Genomic DNA, 21,143 nt, shown 5'->3' with positions numbered 1-21,143 from the left:
TTACTGGCATGGTCGACAGGCAGGTTATCTGGCTGCATCCCTTCCGGCAGGCCCTGCCGGACTGGCTGGTACCGGAGCAGGGGCCGGCTCACGTGGCGTCCAGGGCTGAGCAGGCGCAGCCCGCTCAGGGAGGCCAGCCGTTCGAGCATCCACCCAGTCAGCAGCGTTGCGGCTCGCTGTTGCTGCGGGGGCCTCCTGTCCGAGACCCAGCGAGGCCTTGTCCAGGAGTGCGAGCAGATCGAGAGCCTCGTCATCCTCGGTGAGCACCACGTAGTTGCGGGTTCGCACACGCTGGCGACCAAAATAGAAGACATTGACAGGTTTCGCCCCCTGTTGTCCCCGGCCTGCCGCCAGCCACTCCTCATAGGTGCCATAGAAAATGGCCTGGGTCGGACAGACCGTGGCACACATAGGACCTTTGCCCTGGCTGGTTCGGTCGTAGCAGAGGTTGCATTTGCGCATATAGTGCCCTTGAATATCAAACTTGGGTACCCCGAAGGGGCAGGCGTAGCCACAGTTTCGGCAATAGATGCAGCGCGTTTCATCAGCCTGATGCACCACCCCATCGGGACTTACAAGAATAGCTTGGGCCGGGCAGACCTGGGCGCAGGGCGCCAGCGGGTCCTCGCAATGCATACAGACGGTCGGCGAGGAGGCCACCGTGTTAGCGCGCTCGATGTAATCGATGTAGATCATGCTCTCGCCCCGATGGGTATCACACTCACGGCAGGCGGCTACACAGGAGCGGCAGCCGATGCAGCGCGAAGGATCGAGGAACATTTGCTTGATGGTCACCGTTTCAGGCACGCTCTTTCTCCTCCTTCCTTCTCTTCTTCGCTTGCTCGCTCCTAGCGCGGTTGCGGCGTGGCCCGGCGGGCCGCGGCAGGTAGCTCACGTCGCCGTTCTTGTGCCCGGGCGAGGTCTTCTTGATTGAGCGCCTGGGCCCACTCCGGTGGTCCCGGGGCCTTCTCGATAGCCGCTGCGCAGACCTTGAACTCCGGGATCTTCATCATTGGCTCTAGCACCGGGTTCGTGAGCTGGTTGACCGCCTGGCTCTGTCCATAATGGTAGGGGATAAAGAGCGTGTCGGGGCGGATCGTGCGCACGACCAGGGCCGGGGCCGTCATCTCGCCACGGCGTGTGCGCACCGTCACCCAGTCCCCGTCGGCGACTCCCAGACGCTGAGCCGTCTGCTCGTGCAGCTCAACCCAGGGATAGGGCGCCATTTCACGCAGGAAGGGAATGCGCCGTGTCTGGTTCCCCGAGAGATAGTGGTAGATCACCCGCCCCGTGGTCAGGACAAAGGGATAGGTCTCGTCCGGCTCTTCCGCTGGCGGAATGTAGGGCACCGCATGGAAGCGCGCTCGCCCATCAGGGAAGCCAAAGCGCTCCTCGTAGAGGCGCGGCGTCCCCGGATGCTCCTCATCCGGACAGGGCCAAAAGACGCCTCCCTGTTCCTCGATCTTCTCGTAGCTGATTCCCCAGTAGTCGGACTTGGCCCCGCGCGTGCAGAGGCGCAGCTCATCAAAAATGTCGCGCGGCGAGCGATAGGCAAAATACTGGCCCTTGCCCAGGCGCCTCGCCAGCTCGCAGATCGTTTGCCAGTCCTGCCATCCCCCAGGTGGATCGACCGCCTGATTGTACTTGATGACGCGTCCTTCGAGCGAGGTTGTGGTGCCCTCTTCTTCGGCCCACAGGTTGCCCGGCAGCACCACATCGGCCAGCTCAGCAGTCTCTGAGAGAAAGGGATCGATAACGACAAAGAAATCCAGGCTGCGGAAAGCTCGCTCGGCGGTATGCAGGTCGGGTAACGAGACGAGCGGATTCGAGCAGATCAGCAAACAGGCGCGGATCTCTCCCCGCAGCATCGCCGGGATCATCAGGGTGGCAGGATAGCCAGCATGAGGCAGCTCATCCTCGCGAATGCCCCAGACCGAGCAGATATAGGCCCGATCCTCGGGATCTTCAATCTCACGGCACCCTGGCAGTTGCGTGGCCTTCTGACCGACTTCCCTTCCTCCCTGGCCATTGCCCTGGCCCGTCAGCGTGCAGTATCCGGCACCTGGCCGGCCAAAGTTGCCGGTGGCCAGGGCCAGATTGATTGCCGCCAGCCCGTTATCGACTCCTTTGCTCTGGTGCTCCAGCCCGCGCGCCGTATAAATCAGGGCTGCTCGCGCTCGCCCGTAGAGACGCGCCGCCTCGACGATGGCATCCGCTCGCAGGCCGCAGACGCGCGCCACTCGCTCTGGGGGATATAGCTCAGCGAGCGCCCGCGTTTCTTCCCAGCCGACCGTGCGCTCGCGGATGAACGCCTCGTTGCTCAGCCCTTCTTTGATGAGGACATGCAGCATGCCAGTGAGCAAAGCCAGGTCCGTTCCAGGACGCAGCGGCAGGAACATATCGGCGGTGCGGGCAATTGGCGTCTGGCGCGGGTCGGCCACAATAAGCTTGCAACCACGATCACGCGCCTGCCAGAGATAGCTCGTGATGATAGGGAAACATTCGCCCACGTTGGCCCCGATGACGAAGATACAATCAGCGTGGAGCATGTCGCTGATCGGGTTGGCTGCCCGATCTATACCCAGCGCGCGCTCGTTGGCGCCGGTGGCAGAAGACATGCACAGTCGCCCGTTGTAATCGATATGGCGAGTCCCCAAGGCGACACGCGCGAATTTCCCCATTAGATAGCATTTCTCATTGGTCATCGTCGAGCCGCTGAAGACAGCTACAGCGTCCCTGCCATAGGCCCGCTGCACCTCCTGGAAACGCTGGACGATAGTATCAAGCGCCTCTTCCCAGCTTACAGGCTCCAGCGAACTCTTTTTTCCCCCCTTGCGCATCAGCGGCTGCCTCAGCCGATCGGGATGGTGTACGAGCTGATAGGCATTGGTCCCCTTGGGGCAGAGCATGCCATGATTGAGGGGAAAATCCTCCCGTGGCTCGACCCCGACCACTTTGCCATTCGCCACCTTCAGATACATCCCGCACTGTACCCCGCAGAAACAGCAGTGCGTGGGAACATAGCGTTCGACGTCGAGGCTGGTTTCCCAGGCCGTTGGGACACTGGTCGCAGCATGGAAATCGAAGGTCTCTTTCTGGCGCTGCCGTCGCCGAAAGATGCTCTTATCGACAGACATAGCGAACCCCTCTTTCAACAACGCAGTGGAGCCAATCTTGCTCCATTTGGCCTGGCCTGACAACTTACAGAAAGCGATTGCCCTCGGGATCAATGGCGGCTAGCGTTGCCTGCCCACGCGCGATACGCTTGCACGCGGGGCAAAGATCCTGCCACCAGAGCGCCTGCTCCGGCCTCGAGGCAGAGCTATCGCGATGCAGCCTATAGTCCTCGCCTACCTCCAGCAGCGTTTTCTTAAGATCCTCGATGAAGCGAGCCGGGGCAAAAGCCTCTCCACAGCGTGCACAGCGCTGCCACGCTGTCCCTTCACCAGTTTTCCAGTACAGCTCGATCCCCACCGTGGCCGGACGCTCGATCAGATGGAAGAATTTGCCAAACGGCAGAGAGATGAGCCAGAGCACCACCACGACCTCATGGCTCAGCGAAAGATACCAGTAGTAGGCTCCTCCTAGCCAGGCACTATCGGCGGTGAGCGCCAGCCCGCTGACCACAATGGCCAGCAACAACGCCAGAGGGACGATGTCAAAGCCAAAGCGTTGGATACTGATCAGAGCCAGGTCGTGAAAGCGACGGTGAAGAGCCAGAACCAGCCCAACCAGCAGCAGCAAGGCTGTGATATCGAGCGCATGATAAATAAGGAATCCGAGGACCGACTCCGGGCGAAACGAAAAGAGGGGAAAGCCAAAGAACCAGAGGAGGTGCTCGCCCGTCGGCGTCAGCGTCATACGAATCCAGCCAAAGGTGAGTGGGAAGGTGATGCAGCAGGACAGCAGCACTCCCCAGAAGATGCACTGATGCATGATCCAGCGATAGATGCTGCGACGGCGGATAAATTGCTGGGAGAAGAGATCAAGGATTGATAGCGGTATCAGCGTCGTGTAGCGTCGGAAGTTCTCGTAGGAGAAGAAGAGCCGCCAGCTGCGTCGCCAGTAGCGTCCAGTCGGGGGACGAGCCAGCCAGAAGCTGTACTTATAAGTCACGGCAGCAGTGGCGAAGATGGTGGCCACCACGTAGCCGATGAGAGCCGCGTCAAACCAGTGAAAGCCGCGCGATCCAAGGGCGATCAGGCCAGTCAAGGCGGCAGCGGCCAGCACCCCGTACAGGATGCAGCGGGTGCGCAATCCCGGCTGAAAACGAGAGCGGACCACCGTGGTCTGCGGATGGGAAGGGCCAGGCTCCGGAGGATGCTGCTGCAGAGGAGCGGCCTGACTCACGATCTTCTCCTTTCTTATTGCGTTGCCTGCTCCAGAGAGACTCGAGCCAGCGCGAGGACGACAACGGATGAAAGAGCTGCTTCCTGTGATACGGCTCAGCCACGAGCGACCGGACCGGGCGTCTTTCTCTCTTGTCTTTGTAAGACAACTATAACACGCCGTTCGGGTCTGAGACGCGGGGAGAACGTCACGCTTCCGTCACACTTGCATCCTGCCAGTGGATGGGCGGTGGATGCGCCGCTCTTCTCCCTCTGGCCTCATCCTTCGGAGAGAGTAAGATCGGCAGTGGCCAGAGGGAGCGAGGGCTGTGATCCTGCTGTGAGCCCCACCGTCACGGTTGAGACCGCTTTGTGTGCTCGTTCTGCGATACTGCAGGCAAGAGACAATAGGCTGGGCGAGCTGGCTGAGCAAGGGCCAGCGCCCTGTGAGAAACAGGAGGTCATGGATGTTTCACCGTATTCTTGTCCCGCTGGATGGCTCGCAGCGCGCAGAGCAGGCCCTCCCGGTGGCGGCCCGGCTGGCACGTGCCAGTGGAGGCAGCCTGATTCTGGCCCGCATTGTGCAGACTGGTACTGCGCTGCTCTGGGCCCCGACCGCGCTTGATCCAGTGACAATGCACTCATGGCTGGAGAGCGCCACGGAAGCGGCAGAGGCCTATTTGCAGCACGTTGCCGCCCTGCCGATTCTCCATGACGTGCCCACAGAAAAGATCGTGCGTTCGGGGCTCCCCGCCGATCAGCTGCTGCGTCTTGGGCCAGAGGTAGGCGCCGACCTCCTGGTGCTTTGCAGTCATGGCTATCGAGGTCTGCAGCGCTGGGCCCTGGGTAGCGTGGCGCTCAGGCTGATTCGTCACGCACTTATCCCTGTCCTGGTGCTCCGTGCTCACGGTGAGATGCTGGCCGGTCCGCAACCGGGATACGAGCGCCCCTTTCGGGCCGTGGTACCGCTTGATGGTTCCGTTCGGGCCAAGGCTGCCCTGGAGCCAGCTGCGGCTCTGATCCATGCGCTGGCTGCTCCGGCCCCTGCCGCTCTGCATCTGCTAGCGGTTGTGGAGGCCGATGAGGAAGAGCCTGCTGATGAGGCGGCCCAACACGAGCGCGAACGGCGCCTGGCCCGGGCCCGACGCTATCTGGCGACCACCGTGGAACAGATCCGCGCCGGGCTTGTCGCCCCCCAGGTCGCTGGCCTGCAGCTTGAGCTCACCTGGTCGGTGCATACCGGCTCTGATGTAGCGCAAACCATCCTTGATGTGGCTGAGCAGGGCCAGGACCTGGCAGACACGCCTCTGTCCCGGGGCTGTGATCTGCTGGCCATGTCCACCCACGGCAGAGAGGGTCTGCAGCGCTGGCTCCTGGGGAGCGTGACCGAGCGGGTGCTGGCCCGGACCCGCCTGCCGCTGCTGATCGTTCGTCCCCAGGGAATCGAAGAGGCGCCGCGCACACCCTGGGGCACGCTGCAGGACGACCTTGACTGAGCGGTCGCCAGCTGCAGCGACAACTGACGCAAGGGAGCTCCAGCCCCTGGCCCCGGTGGGCCAGTACAGACTTTGCGAGGCCGATCCGCTGCCAGCTCCCTTGCGCGCGCTTTCTTCCCTTCCTCACGGGAAGCGTTCTCTGCCCTGATCAGCTCCCTTCTGGCAATAGGGAGGTTGCCTGCATCAGCTGCTCCTCGCGATTGTAGGTCAGCTGGAAGCCAAGCTTGCGACAGATCCGCAGCATGGCCTGGTTCTCTGGCAGTATGCGGCCCTGCAAGCGTCGCAAGCCCTCCTGCCGGGCGATCTCCAGCAAGCGCCGCAGCAGCTCGGTTCCCAGTCCCTGCCCCTGCACCTGATCGGCAATCAGCAGCGCAAACTCGGCCTCCTCTCCCCCGGGCAGCTTGATCAGACGCCCGACCCCCAGCAGAGTCTCTGCCGTCCCTGTGCCAGCGCCCGACGGCTCCTCCCGAGCCACGGCTACCAGGGCCAGCTCTCGATCGTAGTCGATGAAGCAGCGATCTACCAGCCGCTCATGGGCGATGCGTTGACTCAGACCAAGGACATGCAGCCAGCGCAGATAGACACTGCGCTCCGAGAGCCGTTCGTGGAAGCGCACCATCAGCGGCTCGTCTTCCGGGCGAATCGGGCGGATCGTCACCGGTGTGCCATCAGGGAGCTGCCAGCTCCCGATGTAGTGGCTTGGGTAGGGACGAATCGCCGGGCGCGGCAGTGCTATTTCGGGCACATCAATCGAATGCAGCACGATCCGGGCATCGAGCGCAAGCAGATGATCGCCTGCCGCCAGCACGGGGTTGATGTCGCACTCCCTGATCAGCGGCTGCTCGACCAGGAGCAGGCTGAAACGCACGAGCAGGCGTTCGAGTGCCGTCAGATCCACCGCTGGCAGGCCAGCAGCCCCATGTTGGAGGGCGGCAAAGATGCGCGTGCGCTCCAGCAGGCGTCGCGCCAGCGTCGTGGTCAGCGGCGGCAGCGCCAGAGCGGTATCGCGTTGCACCTCGACCAGGCGTCCGCCGCTGCCAAAGAGCAGGACCGGCCCAAACTGGGGGTCGCAGAAGCTGCCCACGATCAGCTCGTAGCCCTCCAGCGTGACCATCGGCTGCACCGTAACCCCCTGCATCTGCCCGGCTCCCGCCTGGCGCTCTGCAGCCTCGGCGATGGCCCGGTAGGCCTGCCGTACCTCCTCAGCCGTGCGTAGGGCGAGGCGGACGCCCCCCATACGGCTCTTGTGGGTGATCGTAGGGGAGAGTAGCTTCAGGACCACCGGGTAGCCGAGCTGCTCCGCCTGCTGGACCACCTCGTCTTCGGTGAGCGCGATGCGGGTCTCGACGGTCGGTATGCCGTATGCCTGAAGGACCGCTTTCGCCTCCGGCTCGCTGAGCAGCGTGTGCCCGGCCTGGCGGGCCGCCGTTAGCCAGCCGGCGACCTGCGCGCGCCGACCGGCGCTCTCCTCGGGATCGTCCACCACACTGGGCGTCTCGTAGAGGCCCTGTAGATGCTTGCTGGCGCGCCACATGGCGCAGAAAGCGCGGGCCGCCGTATCCGGGGAAGCAAATGTCGGAATGCCGGCGCGCGTCAGAATCTCGTGGCCCGCTGCCACGCTGCTGCCTCCCATCCAGCTTGCCAGCACGGGCCGGGTGCTACCTGCCACGGCCTTAACTACGCGCTCGGCGGTACGGGTGGGGTCGCTCATGGCCTGGGGGGTCAGAATGACCAGCAAGCCATCGCTGGCCGGCTCACGAGAGAGGATGGCGATGGCCCGGGCATAGCGTTCGGGATCGGCATCCCCCAGGATGTCTACCGGGTTCTGGCGACTCCAGTAGGGGGGGAGCAGCGCATCGAGGGCGGCCCGTGTCTCCGAGGAGAGCGGGGTCAGCGTCCCCCCGGCTTTCGCCAGCGCATCGGCAGCCAGCACACCGGCACCGCCCGCGTTGGTCACGATGGTGAAGTGTGGCCCCTGGGGGCGGGGCTGCCGCGCCAACACCTCTGCCATCGCGAACAGCTCGTCGATGCTCTCCACCTGCAGCAGGCCGCAGCGACTACAGGCTGCCTCGAAGATCTCCTGGCGCACGGCGATGGCCCCCGTGTGGGAGATGGCAGCTTGCAAAGCCTCGGGAGTTTGACCCCCTTTCAAGAGGATCACGGGTTTGCGCCGTGCCACGGCCCGGGCCGCGGAGAGGAAGGCCCGAGCGTCGCCCACGGTCTCCAGATAGAGGAGAATGCAGCCGGTATGCGGATCATCCCCCAGGTAGTCGAGCAACTCCCCCCAGCCGAGGTCGAGCATCGAACCGACCGAGACAAAGGCGCTGAAGCCGATGTGCTCCTGCAGGCTCCAATCGAGAATGGCGCTGCATAAGGCCCCGCTCTGGCTCAGGAAGGCGATCTGTCCCGGCAGGGCCATCCCGCTGGCGAAGGTCGCATTCAGCCCCAGGCGCGGGTTCATCAGGCCCAGACAGTTGGGTCCCAGAAGCCGCAGTCCGCCGCGTCGCGCCTCTTCGAGGACCTGGCGCTCCAGGGCCTGGCCAGCTGGACCTCGCTCGCGAAAACCAGCAGTGAGAATGATCGCCCCTTCGACCCCGGCGGCCACGCAGTCGGCAATCACCGAAGGGACGGTCTCCGCCGGCGTAGCAATCACGACCAGATCCACCGGCGCTGGAAGATCCGTGACGCGCGGGTAGGCGCGCCTGCCGAGCACACTGGAGCGATGGAGATTGACCGGAAAGACGGAGCCGCCAAAAGGAGCAGTGGTCAGATTCGCGAGCACGGCTCGCCCGACGCTGCCTGGGCGCTCAGTGGCTCCAACGACGGCGATACTGCGAGGCGCAAAGAAGACACGCAGGGGGTGCGAAAAGGGCAGGTCAAAGAGTGTGGTCGGCTGCCCCTTCGACGCTGCTGACCCCCCCGGCAGGGGTCGGGGCTGGGGCATGGCGGTTGCTCCTTTCCTCAGCATGTGAGAGCGTACTTGTATCCTGTTGGTCTCGACCACCAGCCTAGCGCGTCCAGCTCACGATCCGCTCTCTTCCCTGGCCGCCTTCCTCTCAGTTCTATCACGACGGGCCGCCAGAGGGGCAAGAGACAGCGCGCCGCATGCTTCTCCTCAACTCACCGGCATCCTGTGAGGGCATTGTGAGTCAATTGGGCGGCGCAGTGAACAGGTTGAGAGCGTGGGAGCGGATTATAGTATCTGAAGCAAGGCAACGAGTGCGCCTGGCTTGTTCAAGGAGAGGAAACGCTCAAGAAATGAGGTGATCCTGATGATGTGGGGCTTTGGCTGCGGAGGCATGCTTTGGATGTGGCTCGGGGCCGTTCTCTGGCTGATCTTGCTGGCGGCCCTGGCCTGGACCCTGTTCCGTCTGGCCAGAGGGAAAGGCTGGTTCTCAGGAGGACCGTCTCGCCTGTATCCCTCGGGGCCGAATCGCTCTCCCTTGCAGATTCTGCAGGAGCGCTACGCGCGCGGAGAAATCGACGCCGCGACCTTTGACGAAATGCTAGCCCGTCTGCGCTCTTCTGAGGAGAGCCGGCAATGATCCCGGAGGAAGAACCAGCAACGGCGAAGCACAGACGTTTATCGGGCAGGCATCTTGTCTTGGACACTGCAGATAGCTGGTCCGCCCGTGCGCCGCCGTCAGCTTTGCAGAAGATTCCATCGCTGCCTCTGCAGAGCTGACGGCGTTTGATTCTGGTCAGGAGCCGCTGGCGCCGCTCAGGGTTGCGCCTGACCCGGTAGGCCAGTTTGCTGGCCGGTTGGCAACAGGCGCCCCTTTACCAGCTCGACCAGTGCCAGGTAGGTCAGGGTGGCCACTGCCAGGAAGAGGAAGTAGCCGGCAGGCAACGGCACAAAGCCCAGTGGAGCGGCCAGCGGCGTCCAGGGCAGCAGCAGCCCGCAGCCGACCACTGCCAGGGTGGTGAGCGTCAACGGCAGGCTGGGACGACTGCGCAGTGGATGACCAGCGGTACGGATCACGAAGATCACCAGGGTCTGCGTCGCCAGGGACTCGATGAACCAGCCGGTGTGAAAGAGGGCCTCGGAGGCATGAAAGACCGCAAGCATGACAAAAAAGGTCAAGAAATCGTAGAGCGAACTGATGGGTCCGACCAGCAGCATGAAGTTGCGGATCAGGCCGATGTTCCAGCGCTGCGGCTTGAGCATCAGGCTGGCATCGACGTGGTCGGTGGGAATGGTGACCTGCGCCAGGTCGTAGAGAAAATTATTGAGCAGAATCTGGGCCGGCAGCATCGGCAGAAAAGGCAAGAGGAGAAAGGCTCCGGCCATGCTGAAGACGTTCCCAAAGTTGGAGCTGGTACCCATCAGAAGGTATTTCATCACGTTGCCGAAGGCCCTGCGCCCCTCCAGAATGCCTGCGTGGAGCACCTGCAGGCTCTGCTCCAGGAGGAGAATGCTGGCGGCCTCCCTGGCGATGTCGACGGCACCGGCGACCGAGATCCCTACATCTGCCGCGTGCAGCGAGGGCGCGTCATTGATGCCATCGCCCAGGAAGCCCACGACATGACCACGGCGTTTGAGGGCCAGCAAAATGCGACTTTTCTGTGCAGGTGAGACACGAGCGAAGAGCGTGACATGTTCCACTGCGCCAAGTAAGGCGGCATCGCTCATGCGTTCTAGCTGGCTGCCTACCAGCACGCGCGCTGGATCTAGCCCTACCTGGCGACAGATATGACGAGCTACCAGCTCGTTATCGCCTGTGACGATCTTGACCTGAACGCCGTCCTGGGCCAGGGCGTCAATGGCCTCAGCGACACCGGCCTGGGGTGGATCGACAAAGGTCAGCAACCCCAACAAGGTCAGGCCCTGCTCGTCCGCCTGGCTATAGCGCTCCTGCTGAGGCAGTTCCCGATAGGCCACGGCGAGCACGCGCAGCCCTTCCTGACTGAAGCGCTGATGGAGAGCTTCAGCCTCACCTCGCAGGGCAGCTGTCAGCGGCTGGGCTACGCCATCCAGCTCGCAGCTAGTGCAGAGCGGAAGAATATGCTCGGGGGCCCCCTTGATAATGAGGAGCCGTCTGGCGGTGTTGGTCCGCTCGACGATGATGGAGAGGCGGCGCCGCTCAAAATCAAAGGGGATCTCGCCACACTTGCGATAGGCGGCCAGCGAGAAAGCGCCGCTGCGTTGGATCGCTTGATCAAGCGGGCTGTTGAAACCGGTCTGGAGGGCACTGTTGAGGTAAGCGAAGAAGAGGGTACGCTCGGAGGCCTGCCCCCCTAGATCACAGGCCTCTTGTAGCGTCATCTCTCCCCTGGTCAGAGTACCGGTTTTATCCGTGCACAGGATATCAATGCTGCCAAAGTTCTGGATCGCCTCCAAATGCTTGACAATGACCTTGCGCCTGGCCATGCGCACGGCTCCCTGTCCCAGGGTAATGGTGACGATCATCGGCAGGAACTCAGGCGTTAGCCCAACTGCCAGAGCCAGAGCGAAGAGTACGGACTCGAAAAGCGGGTGACGCAGAAGGACACCGGTGAGAAACACAAAGAGCGTTAGAAAGAAGACTGTTTCCAGAATGAGGAAGCTGAAGCGGCGGAGGCCGCGCTCAAACTCGGTTTCAGGCGGACGCTGAGCCAGACGAATGGCCACATCCCCGAAGGCTGTCCGTGGACCTGTGGCTACCACGAGGGCAAGGGCGCTGCCACTCACCACGGAGGTGCCGAGGAAGACCCAGCTGGGGGCTTCGGCGGGATGGGCCGGCGTGATTGCTGTCTCCTCGGCCCATTTAGCGACCGGCAGCGATTCACCTGTGAGCGCGGCCTGTTGTACATGGAGATCCAGGGCCTCTATCAGACGAGCATCTGCTGGCACCAGGTCACCGGCGGCCAGGCGAATGACATCGCCGGGAACCAGCAGCCGGCGGGGGAGATCTTGCCAGCGGCCATCGCGCAAGACGTGAGCCACAGGGGCGACAGACGAACGCAGGCGCTCGACGGCCCGCTGAGAGCGATAGCTCTGCAAGAAGTTCAGCACCAGGCTCAGGAGGACGATAATCGCAATGATGAGAGCGTTGGTCAGCTCGCCGAGCAAGGCGGAGACCAGGCTCGCCAGCAGCAAAACGGCGACTAACGGGTTGAGGAAGAGCCGTACGAGCTGGACCACCCCCGAGCTGGTCCGCTCAGCCGCGACCTCGTTGGGACCGAATTGGCGCAAGCGGCGACGCGCTTCTTCCTCGGCCAGTCCTTGCTCTGAGGAGCGCACTTCGGCCAGCAGCTGGCTGAGCGATTGGCTGTAGCGTGGACTAACGGCAGCTATTGTGGTCGTGATCGGCTCCCTCTGGGAGGAGGGCGGTAGACCGGGCATAAACGTTTCTCCTTCTTCTTCCCTTGATAGTCTGGTAGTAACAGAATCACCTCGAATCTAGCAGGCCGTCATCACGGTTGGCTCACGGCCATCTCAAGGATGGTTACAGCGCTATCACAATGCCCCTCTGAGGCGGGTCAGCGAAGCCGGGCCAGACAGGGTGGAAAGCGCTCCGTGAGATAGGACTGGCAGGCTGTGATGGACGTGTGACCACTGGCATGTATCCTGGTGGTGAGAAGCAACGTCCATCGGAGTGGAACATTGCCCCTCCACTACAGGAGAAAAAGGATATCCAACTATGCCAGTAGTCCATCGGCGTCAGCCTGCCCTTCAGCAGTCTCAGCCTGTCCCAGACCCAGAGCGCGGGAAGAGAGCGACGACTCCCGTGCAGCCACTCCTTGCCCAGGCGGCATCGGTTCAACCGCCGCCGCGCTTCAGCTTCAAAGCCCTGGGGGAGTTGTCGCGTCATTATCCTCTGCCTTCCGCAGCGCTCTTGCTGCTCCTCGTCGCACTCCTCTGCTGGCTGAGCGGACGCGCCGACCTTGCGCGCTGGGTGCTCCTGGTGATCACGGTGATGGGAGGCATTCCCCTGAGCTGGCAGATGCTGCGACAGCTCAGCCGTCGGGAACTGAGCGTCGACCTCATCGCGATTCTCGCCATCATCGGGGCGCTCCTGGCGGGGGAATATCTGGCTGGAGCTTTTGTCGTGCTGATGCTCTCTGGGGGCGAAGCCCTGGAGGCGTATGCGCTCCGGCAGGCTCGTCGCTCTCTATCAGCCCTGGCCGAGCGCGCGCCGCGCATCAGCCATATCTGGCGTGGGCAGGAGCTGGTCGATCTACCCGCTGAGGACATTGAAGTGGGCATGGTGGTAGTGGTCAAGCCCGGCGAGCTGATTCCTGTAGATGGCGAGGTAGTAGCTGGTTCTTCGTACGTGAGTGAGGCCGATCTAACGGGCGAGCCACTGCCGCAACCGAAGGCCGTGGGGGCGACCGTGCTCTCCGGCAGCCTCAATCTCGATCGCCCGCTCGAAGTGCGTGCTACCCGACGCAGCATTGAGAGCAAATACGCTCAGATTGTGCGCCTGGTCGCCGCGGCTCAAGAGCAGAAAGCTCCTCTTCACCGCCTGGCTGATCGCTACAGCGTCCTCTTTACCGCTGTAAGCCTGTCGCTCGCTGCACTGACCTGGCTGCTTACCGGGAGCGGTATCACGGCCCTGGCTGTGCTCGTGGTAGCCACGCCCTGCCCTCTGATTCTGGCCACGCCGATTGCCATCATGTCCGGCATCGACCGAGCGGCCCGGGCTGGCCTCATTGTCAAAAGCGGCGCGACTGTGGAAGCTCTCGGTGAGGTACAGGTGGCCGTGTTTGATAAGACCGGGACCTTGACCCTGGGGATGCCTTCCGTCTCCAGGCTCTGGCGAGCACCGGCGTCGGAAGTGCCTGCTGAGGCTCCCATCCTCGATGAGGCGACCTTGCTGCGCCTGGCGGCCTCAGTGGAACAGCTTTCCTCGCATATTCTGGCGCGGGCCATTGTCGAATCCGCCCGCGCGCAAGGGCTGGTTCCTGGACTAACTGAGCAGTTCCAGGAGGTCTTTGGCAAAGGTGTCGCGGGGCACGTCCATCTGACTGCGGCGCCGGAGGAGCCGGTCTATGAGGTCACAGTGGGCAACCGTACCTTTCTGCGTCAGCGCGGAATCCCGCTCCCGCCGGTCCTCTTGCAGGCCCGCGAGCAGTGGACGGCAGCCGGCCAGATCGCCAGCTTTCTGGCCGTTAATGGTTACTGCCTGGCGCTGATCGTTCTGGAGGATCGACCCCGGGCTGATCTTGCCCAACTCATGGCTGATCTCAAGCAAGCAGGTATCGAGGAAACAGTGCTTCTGACCGGCGACGGCGAGGAGGTGGCCCAGCGGATCAGAGCGCTCGCCGGCATGGACCGCGTGGTAGCGCACTGCTTACCGGAAGAGAAAGTCCAGGTCATCCGCGATTACCTCAACAAAGGGCGCAAAGTATTGATGGTCGGCGATGGGGTCAACGATGCGCCCGCGCTGGCCACCGCCACCGTGGGGATTGCCATGGGACAGCAGGGGCTGACCGCAGCGGCCAGCGTCGCGGATGCCGTGCTCCTCTCCGAGGATGTACGGCGCATTGCCACCGCTGTACGGCTTGGGCGCGGTGTCATGGGCATCGCCCGCCAGGGAATCTGGGTGGGCATGGGATTGAGTGCGACAGCGATGCTGCTGGCGGCCTTTGGCTGGATACCGCCGGCTGTAGGCGCCATTCTGCAAGAGGGCATTGATGTTCTGGTCATTTTCAATGCCTTGCGCGTGAGCCGCATCCCGCTAGAAACCGGGCAGGACAGGCGGGTACTGTGAGCGCCCTGTGAGCATTTGCCGAAGCCTGGAGAGGTAGCCGTGCAGTGCAGGTGCTATGGTTCTATTGGCAGGAGCAGAACGAATGGCCTTGCTCCTCTTGTCTCGGGTTGGAAGGCGCTGCCAGCTGGCTTCTACCGGCGGAGTGGCTCAGGACCGGTGCGACGATGGAGCCGTAGCGACCAGGTAGGAGGGATAGTCTGGCAGCGACCTTCCTGCCTCCTGTCAGTCAGGTTGCCGTCTTGAGGACATCGTGTTGCTGAGCCATCTGAGGAGAAGCACCATGCCAGCGCCATCGGTCATGCAGGCAGCAGAGGCCATGATCACCACTATTCTGGCCGGGAAGGTGCCAGCGCCTGCCGCAGGCGCCCAGCCCCAGTCGATGCCCGCCGCTTCAGCTCCTCAGCTAGTGCAGACTCACGCTTCCATAGTTGTGCTCCTTCCTGATCTGGTCTATAAACTGAAGAAGCCGGTGAATCTGGGCTTTCTCGATTACTCGACGCCGATGCTGCGCCGCCAGTGGTGTCGGGAGGAAGTCCTTGTGAATGCCCCGCTGGCGCCCGGCGTCTATCTGGGCGTAGCCCCCATCGTGCGTACCCGGCGAGAGGAGATGCATATCGGCCCGATCTTCTCGCCGGAGAGCGTACCAGAGCCTGCCTCTTCCCTCGAAGGCGGCACGGTTGTTGACTATGCGGTAGTGATGCGCCATCTCCCCGAGACAGCAACCCTGGCCGGCTGGCTCCAGAGCGGTCGCCTCTCGGCGGCGATGCTCGAAGCGGTCGCTCGACGTCTGGCCGCCTTCCACGCCGAGGCCCGCGCAGATGACGAAGTACGCCGCTATGGCCAGCCGGAGCTGTTAGCTTTCAACTGGCAGGAGACTCTGACCCAGCTTCAGCCCTACCTTGGTCGCACCCTGGATCGCTCAACCTACGAGCAGATTCAACGCTACGTCGAGCAGTTTCTTGCGCAGCGCCGGGCGCTGTTGCTAGGGCGCATTGCCCAGGGGCGCATCCGCGATGGGCACGGAGACCTCCGCCTCCAGCACGTCTACTGGCTGGAGTCTCCCCCCGAGGCCGGGCAGCAGGAGCCACAGCTTCTTTTTCTGGACCGGATCGAGTTCAATACCCGCTTTCGTTATGCTGACGTCGCCGCCGAGGTAGCTTTCCTGGCAATGGAGCTGGAGTACAGCGCACGAGTGGACCTGGCGGATGCTTTTGTCGATGCCTATGTCAGGGCCACAGAAGATGAGAGCTTACGTGAGGTGCTGCCCTTCTATCTGTGCTATCGCGCCTGCGTGCGTGGCAAAGTGGCCTCGCTGCTGCTGGATGAACCCGAGGTCCCTCTAGAGGAGCGCGATCAGGCTCAGCAGCAGGCGAGCGCCTTATTGGCTCTGGCCGCTCATTATGCCAGCCGACCTGCCGGGGCAACGCTGGTCATGATCGGCGGCTTGATGGGTACGGGCAAAAGCACGCTGGCGCGAGCCCTCCACCAAACGACTGGGGCGGCGCTCTTCTCGTCCGATGTGATCCGCAAGCGCCTGGCGGGCCTCGCTCCCGGTGAGACACGAGCTGAGGCTTTTGGGGAGGGAATCTATGCCCCGGCCTGGGGAACACGTACCTATCAGGCGCTCCATGCCCTGGCCATCCTGGCCTTGCAAGAAGGGCGCTCGGTGATTCTGGATGCCTCCTTTCTGCGCCGCGAAGATCGGCAGATCATGGCCCAGGCCGCTGCCACTCAGGGCATTCCCACTTTCTTCATCGAGTGCTTTTGTCCAAAGGAAGAAGCTTTAGCACGGCTCCGCCATCGCTGGGGCCAGCGCCAGCGAGTCGCCACCTCAGGCTCAAGCAGCAGCAGCGGCGAGGCATCGCTGCAATCGAGCACCGTCGAGGCCTCTGATGGGCGGCCAGACCTCTACGATGCCCAGTGTGCTCACTGGCAGCCATGCCTTCCGGCGACGGAAAAGATCACAGGGGTGCCATTCCGTACCGACCGCCCGCTGCCAGTGCTGCTTGCTCAGTTGCTCGACATCCTGGGGCAGCCACGCCTGGCCTGTCGACTCGTGCAACCCTAGGCACATGGCGCGTGCTCGCAGAATCGCAGCCGTTGGTCTCTTCTCGTGCCAACGGCTGCGATTCTGTCAGGCGGCAGGTGGCATCTCTCTGATTGGGGACGGCCCGGCTCGCTGCTTACTCGTTGATCACTGGCCCATCTGCGGCGGTGCCTGAGCGGCGCCGTCGAGGATCTGTCTTAAGGCTCGGGGGGAACAAGCAAGATGGGGAGGCGCACTAAATAAACCGGCGAAACAACTGCGGGAAATTAGTGCAGTTAGCGTACTCAAAAGTGCCAGAATTATCCGCAGTAATTACGCCGCTCTATTTAGAGAACCTCGACAAACCTGTGGATACCAGCAACGATGGATCGATCAGGCTTCAGCTTGTTCAGGTGGCGGTATGGCACCAAGCTGGTGAAGCATGCTCAACCCATCGAACAGCCCGCGGAACTCCACGATCTTGCCAGAAGTGAGGCGGTAAAAGACGAAACCGGGCACCGTGACCTGCCTGCCGGTCGGTGGGACCCCCAGGAACTCGCCTCGGTGGGTGCCCCGTCCTGTCCAGCGCTCGCCGACCCGATCATCTTCGGCGATCAGCTCTTCCTGGGTGGAATACCAGTCGGGGAATGCGCTGCGCAAGGTCACAGCGAACGCTTTGAAGCTCTCCTTGCTCACTTGTCCTCTTCCAGGAAGAACGATCGTCGCATCGGCAGTCATGAGTTCATCTGCCGCAGCTATGTTCCCCTGGCTCCAAAACTCCTCGACAAAACGGCTCACGACCGCCTTGTTCTCATCCTGTGTCATGGGAGGTTCTCCTTTGCTTTGCTTTTCTCTTCATTTGTGGAACCAGCTCCACTGCACGAAGCATACTGGAAGCCGTGTCGTGGGGCAATCCCAGAAAACTGGGATGATGTTGCGCATGCGCAGCGTGTATAATGGGGTGTGAAAAGGAATCGCGAGCAGGAACAGGCGAGCGGAGGGAGCAGGACAATGCAGAGGCAAAGCGCAGAGCGGGTCAGGCGTGAGATCATCCGGTTATGTCATGCCGGGCTTGATTCCCGCACGCTGCGGCTCGAACTGATCAAGCAACTGCGCAAGGTGATCCCCATCGACGTGTTCTTCTTCACGACCGCTGATCCGGCAACGCTGCTCTTCACGGGGGCGGTGGTGGACGAGATTCTGGAGCGCGCCACGCCCCAATTCCTCCAGAACGAATTCCTGCAGGACGATGTCAACAAATTCTCCTGGCTGGCCAGAAGCGCCACGCCGATTGGTGGGCTGATCCAGGCTACTCGAAGCGAATTGGAGCAGAGTCCACGCTACCGGGATATCCTGGCTCCCCTGGCCTTAGGCGACGAATTGCGCGCGGCCTTGATCACAGGGGGTACCTGCTGGGGCTTCATGTGTTTGCATCGCGATCGGTCGAGTCCCCATTTCACCACCGCCGAGGCGGCTTTCCTCGGACGGCTCACACCCCACATGGCTGAGGGACTGCGCACGGCCCTCTTGCTCAAGAGTACAGCACGATCACACGTCCCGGACGAGCCGGGTTTGCTCTTGCTGGCCGAGGACCTGTCGGTGGTGGCAATCACCCCGGCTGCCGAGCGGTGGCTCGTGGAGGTCGCCGAGGTGGATTGGCCACGCAAGCAGGCCCTCCCCTCTGCTGTCTCTGCCGTGGTGGCTCGCTTGCAAGCGATTGAGCAGGGGATGGATGCCGAGGGGACTTTGATGCCCAGGGTGCGCCTGCGCACCGTTTCTGGCCACTGGCTGGTGCTCCATGCGTCGCGGTTGTCGGGGCCGAGCATGCCAGGACCGATCGCCGTGATCTTTGAGGTGGCACGACCAGTGGAAATTGCACCGCTGATCGCGCAGGCGTATGATCTCTCCCGGCGCGAGGGGGAGATCATGCAGAGTGTGTTGCGCGGGTGGTCAACGGCAGAGATCGCCAACGCCTTCCACATCTCGTCCGATACGGTGCAGGACCACCTCAAGGCGATCTTCGAGAAAGTCGGCGTGCGCAGCCGGAGAGAGCTGGTCGGGCAACTCTTTGCCCAGCAGTACCAGCCACGGATCCTGTCGAGCCGCGACCTGGGTGCGGATGGTTGGTTCACCTAGCCTGTCAGGCCGGGAGAGTGGCGACGGCTTGATCTTCTGCGCCTCATTCTGTGGGTTTGCGTCGTCGGCTGTGCAAGTGGGTACATCGAATTCGGAATGCATTCCATCTTGCTCATAGTTTAGCCGCTTTTCGCGTTGCGGGGTTATTCGGATAGGCTCTTAAGAGCAGCAAGTCGGGTGTGCCCGTGCTATCCTGGCCAGGAAACGGCTCATCGGGATGGACCGCTTGTCCAATAGCATGCACCACGTCAGGATCAACAGCGACGGACCAGGTGAGCGCCGGAGGCTGCACTGTGGCCGCGCTGCGTCTCCAGAGCCGTTCCAGCTCCTTGCCTGCCTGCGACAAAGCCTCCTCAGCCTGGCGAAGACGCTGCTGCTGCAGCCAGCGCGCTCCTTCCTGTTCACCCTGGACAGGGACAGGCACGACGACACGCAACAGATGCACCGAGATTTCGGCCCGGGTGGCCAGCGCTCGCATCAAGGCGATCGCCGGTACCAGAGCAGCCCCTGCCCAGAGTGACCCATCGAGGGGAGCCAAAAGCCGCCAGCGACGTCTGGTCTGCATATCAGCCTGACCGAGGCACGGGCTATCTTCGCGCCATATCAGGAGAGGAACGGGAGCGTGGCGTATCAGCTGGGCTGTGACACTACCCACTGCCCAGGGATTGGGACCATGACAGGCCAACACCAGCAAGTCGGCCTGCGTCGCTTCAGCTTCACGCAGGATGGTAGAAGCCGCTTTCCCGGCCCTGGCCCGTGTCTCCACAGGCAGGCCTGTGAGTGCAGGGTCGCGAGCCTGCTGCTCAAGGTACGCTTGCGCTTGAGCAACGGCGGTGAACGTGGCAGCCTCCAGCACCTGGTGACTACGGAAAAACACAGGCCATCGCTCAGGCTGCAGATCAACTGCCTGAAACAGCAGAACGCTTCCGTGAGCCGCAGCCGCCAGATGCGCTGCGATGCCTATGGCTTGCTCAGCGCGCCGCGAGCCATCGAGAGGAACGAAAATGCGCTGAAACATGCTCTCTTCCTTCCACCCCTGCTAGCGGCCTTCCCCATGTCGTGAAGGAAGCCACAGGGGTTCGATTCGACCTTTCTTCCCTTTCCCTCATAGCATGACTGCTCCCCTTCTCAGGACTCTCTCAACTCCTCCCTCTGCTCCTCACAGACAGCGCTCACTCCTGGACCACTCCAGGACCCTTCCCCTTGCCTGGCTGGAAAGGAAGGGAGCCAGCGCGGGCAAAGATACCAGTGGCTCCTCTGCTGGCCGTTGTGACCGCCTTGAGAAGGCTGGCCAGACCCTCGTGATGGCCTGGTGAGCTACGGCGCCTATACTGCTCTAGCGAGAGAAGGCTAAGACCTCTCTCAAGGGAGGAAGAAGACCAATGGCAGAACGAATGACGGCCCAGATCAAACTCGTCGAGGGCCTGAGCTTTGAAGCCGAAGCTGGCTCCGGCCACCATCTCAGGCTAGATACTGCGCCGGAGCACGGTGGCCACGATGCAGGCTTTCGTCCGATGGAGCTGCTGCTCATCGGATTGGCCGGCTGCAGCGGGATGGACGTGCTCTCCATCTTGCGCAAGCAACGTCAGCAAGTGATCTCCTACGAGATCGTCGTCGAGGGGATTCGCTCAGCCACCCATCCGAAAGTCTTTAGAGAGATCAGAGTGGAGCATCTCCTCACGGGAAGGCAGCTCCAGGCCGAGGCAGTGGCCCGAGCACTCGATCTTTCAATACAGCGCTATTGCAGCGCCGAGGCCATGCTGAACAAAGTCGCGCGCATTACCCATACCTTTCGGCTGCTTGACGTGGACACGGGACGAGAGGTCGTCGCGGAGGCAGCCGCTAACAAGAATACCACGGCACAGTGAGTATGCAGCCCACGCGGCCCACCTGGCTGACCTGAATGCTCGTCCCTGGTCGGGACAAGCGAGATAAGTAAGAAGGAAGGAGTCACAGGCATCATGGAAAATCGCATGTCGCTGATCGTCTTCTCTGGAACAGCGGACAAGCTCATGGCCGTTGCCACATTGACCAGTGGAGCTGTCGCGATGGGGCTGGAGGTCGAGCTGTTCCTCACGACGTGGGGATTGCAGGCCTTCCGTAAGGGAGCAGCCCAGGCCACTGTGAGCGTTAGCAAAGACGCCGGCGATCTCGGGCCTGTCCTGCTGGAGCAGATGCGTAAAAAGCAGGTTCCTGGCTGGCTAGAGACACTACAGCAGGCGCGCGAGTTGGGTCAGGTGCATGTCTATGCCTGCGCTATGACCCTGGAGCTGCTCGACATGAAGCTGGAAGATCTCGAGCCGATAGTCGAAGAGGTTGTCGGTGTAGCGAGCTTCATCGAACGTGCCAGCGAGAGCCGCATCACCCTGTTCATCTGAGGCCTGCCTGTCTGTCTGCCTGCCCCACTTCCTTTACCCTGCCTGAGCGGAGGCAGCGGGCAGAATAGCAGCAGATGAGAGCC

The 21,143-nt window shown here is 62.4% G+C and carries 13 protein-coding genes and 1 pseudogene; 7 read left to right on the top strand and 7 right to left on the bottom strand.

The features are described 5' to 3' along the window. Window positions 1–279: 279 nt before the first annotated feature. The 3 genes and pseudogenes from A4R35_RS25185 to A4R35_RS01550 form a co-directional block, all read right to left on the bottom strand. A pseudogene (locus A4R35_RS25185) lies at window positions 280–780 on the bottom strand (4Fe-4S dicluster domain-containing protein); the annotation flags it as partial. A 68-nt stretch (window positions 781–848) separates the two neighbouring features. Beyond that, complete coding sequence (locus A4R35_RS01555; protein WP_112425893.1) at window positions 849–3,137, bottom strand: molybdopterin oxidoreductase family protein; 2,289 nt, start codon at window positions 3,135–3,137, stop codon at window positions 849–851. A gap of 64 nt (window positions 3,138–3,201) precedes the next feature. After that, entirely contained in the window at window positions 3,202–4,350 is a 1,149-nt protein-coding gene (locus tag A4R35_RS01550) for an MFS transporter (protein WP_112425891.1), read from the bottom strand. A 445-nt stretch (window positions 4,351–4,795) separates the two neighbouring features. Between A4R35_RS01550 and A4R35_RS01545 the strand changes: the two genes are divergently transcribed. Next, window positions 4,796–5,824, top strand: a complete 1,029-nt coding sequence (locus A4R35_RS01545) for a universal stress protein (RefSeq protein WP_112425889.1) — start codon at window positions 4,796–4,798, stop codon at window positions 5,822–5,824. Between the two features lie 148 nt (window positions 5,825–5,972). On the opposite strand, the gene A4R35_RS01540 is transcribed toward A4R35_RS01545, so the two are convergent. Continuing rightward, the gene (locus A4R35_RS01540; RefSeq protein WP_112425887.1) at window positions 5,973–8,768 is read right to left on the bottom strand and encodes a bifunctional acetate--CoA ligase family protein/GNAT family N-acetyltransferase; all 2,796 of its coding nucleotides are present in this window, start codon (window positions 8,766–8,768) and stop codon (window positions 5,973–5,975) included. A 328-nt stretch (window positions 8,769–9,096) separates the two neighbouring features. Between A4R35_RS01540 and A4R35_RS01535 the strand changes: the two genes are divergently transcribed. Further along, on the top strand, window positions 9,097–9,369 hold the full coding sequence (locus A4R35_RS01535) for an SHOCT domain-containing protein (RefSeq protein WP_112433928.1): 273 nt from the start codon (window positions 9,097–9,099) through the stop codon (window positions 9,367–9,369). Window positions 9,370–9,545: 176 nt separating this feature from the next. Here the strand turns inward: A4R35_RS01535 and mgtA are convergent, their stop codons facing one another. Further along, a complete protein-coding gene (gene mgtA / locus A4R35_RS01530) occupies window positions 9,546–12,149 on the bottom strand; it encodes a magnesium-translocating P-type ATPase (RefSeq protein WP_112425885.1) in 2,604 nt (867 codons plus the stop codon). A gap of 298 nt (window positions 12,150–12,447) precedes the next feature. On the opposite strand from mgtA, the gene A4R35_RS01525 reads away from it, so the two are divergent. Continuing rightward, entirely contained in the window at window positions 12,448–14,520 is a 2,073-nt protein-coding gene (locus A4R35_RS01525; protein ID WP_112425883.1) for a heavy metal translocating P-type ATPase, read from the top strand. Window positions 14,521–14,800: 280 nt separating this feature from the next. Continuing rightward, window positions 14,801–16,588, top strand: coding sequence for a bifunctional aminoglycoside phosphotransferase/ATP-binding protein (locus A4R35_RS01520; protein WP_112425881.1), 1,788 nt, complete (start codon window positions 14,801–14,803; stop codon window positions 16,586–16,588). Between the two features lie 351 nt (window positions 16,589–16,939). On the opposite strand, the gene A4R35_RS01515 is transcribed toward A4R35_RS01520, so the two are convergent. Then, entirely contained in the window at window positions 16,940–17,371 is a 432-nt protein-coding gene (locus tag A4R35_RS01515; RefSeq protein WP_112425879.1) for an ester cyclase, read from the bottom strand. A gap of 186 nt (window positions 17,372–17,557) precedes the next feature. Between A4R35_RS01515 and A4R35_RS01510 the strand changes: the two genes are divergently transcribed. Further along, window positions 17,558–18,682 carry a helix-turn-helix transcriptional regulator gene (locus tag A4R35_RS01510; protein ID WP_223258140.1) on the top strand — a complete coding sequence of 375 codons (1,125 nt, stop codon included), beginning with the start codon at window positions 17,558–17,560 and terminating at the stop codon, window positions 18,680–18,682. 112 nt (window positions 18,683–18,794) lie between these two features. Here A4R35_RS01510 and A4R35_RS01505 read toward each other — a convergent pair whose 3' ends face one another. Further along, window positions 18,795–19,700: a universal stress protein gene (locus tag A4R35_RS01505; RefSeq protein ID WP_112425877.1), complete on the bottom strand. Its 906-nt coding sequence runs from the start codon at window positions 19,698–19,700 to the stop codon at window positions 18,795–18,797. Between the two features lie 364 nt (window positions 19,701–20,064). Here A4R35_RS01505 and A4R35_RS01500 point away from each other — a divergent pair, with 364 nt between their 5' ends. Then, window positions 20,065–20,550: an OsmC family protein gene (locus tag A4R35_RS01500; protein ID WP_223258139.1), complete on the top strand. Its 486-nt coding sequence runs from the start codon at window positions 20,065–20,067 to the stop codon at window positions 20,548–20,550. 93 nt (window positions 20,551–20,643) lie between these two features. Then, the gene (locus A4R35_RS01495) at window positions 20,644–21,060 is read left to right on the top strand and encodes a DsrE/DsrF/DrsH-like family protein (protein ID WP_069802348.1); all 417 of its coding nucleotides are present in this window, start codon (window positions 20,644–20,646) and stop codon (window positions 21,058–21,060) included. Window positions 21,061–21,143: the final 83 nt, after the last annotated feature.

It is taken from the genome of Thermogemmatispora tikiterensis (assembly GCF_003268475.1).
Taxonomy (GTDB): Bacteria; Chloroflexota; Ktedonobacteria; order Ktedonobacterales; family Ktedonobacteraceae; genus Thermogemmatispora; species Thermogemmatispora tikiterensis.
Note: the sequence above shows the minus strand (reverse complement) of the source record. Positions and strands in the feature narration are given on the sequence as shown.

Excerpts from the sequence above, each read along its gene's own strand:
- A4R35_RS01555 (WP_112425893.1), bottom strand. The coding sequence starts at position 3,137 with ATGTCTGTCGATAAGAGCATCTTTCGGCGACGGCAGCGCCAGAAAGAG.
- A4R35_RS01545 (WP_112425889.1), top strand. The coding sequence starts at position 4,796 with ATGTTTCACCGTATTCTTGTCCCGCTGGATGGCTCGCAGCGCGCAGAG.
- A4R35_RS01540 (WP_112425887.1), bottom strand. The coding sequence starts at position 8,768 with ATGCCCCAGCCCCGACCCCTGCCGGGGGGGTCAGCAGCGTCGAAGGGG.
- A4R35_RS01535 (WP_112433928.1), top strand. The coding sequence starts at position 9,097 with ATGATGTGGGGCTTTGGCTGCGGAGGCATGCTTTGGATGTGGCTCGGG.
- mgtA (WP_112425885.1), bottom strand. The coding sequence starts at position 12,149 with ATGCCCGGTCTACCGCCCTCCTCCCAGAGGGAGCCGATCACGACCACA.
- A4R35_RS01525 (WP_112425883.1), top strand. The coding sequence starts at position 12,448 with ATGCCAGTAGTCCATCGGCGTCAGCCTGCCCTTCAGCAGTCTCAGCCT.
- A4R35_RS01520 (WP_112425881.1), top strand. The coding sequence starts at position 14,801 with ATGCCAGCGCCATCGGTCATGCAGGCAGCAGAGGCCATGATCACCACT.
- A4R35_RS01515 (WP_112425879.1), bottom strand. The coding sequence starts at position 17,371 with ATGACACAGGATGAGAACAAGGCGGTCGTGAGCCGTTTTGTCGAGGAG.
- A4R35_RS01510 (WP_223258140.1), top strand. The coding sequence starts at position 17,558 with ATGCAGAGGCAAAGCGCAGAGCGGGTCAGGCGTGAGATCATCCGGTTA.
- A4R35_RS01505 (WP_112425877.1), bottom strand. The coding sequence starts at position 19,700 with ATGTTTCAGCGCATTTTCGTTCCTCTCGATGGCTCGCGGCGCGCTGAG.
- A4R35_RS01500 (WP_223258139.1), top strand. The coding sequence starts at position 20,065 with ATGGCAGAACGAATGACGGCCCAGATCAAACTCGTCGAGGGCCTGAGC.
- A4R35_RS01495 (WP_069802348.1), top strand. The coding sequence starts at position 20,644 with ATGGAAAATCGCATGTCGCTGATCGTCTTCTCTGGAACAGCGGACAAG.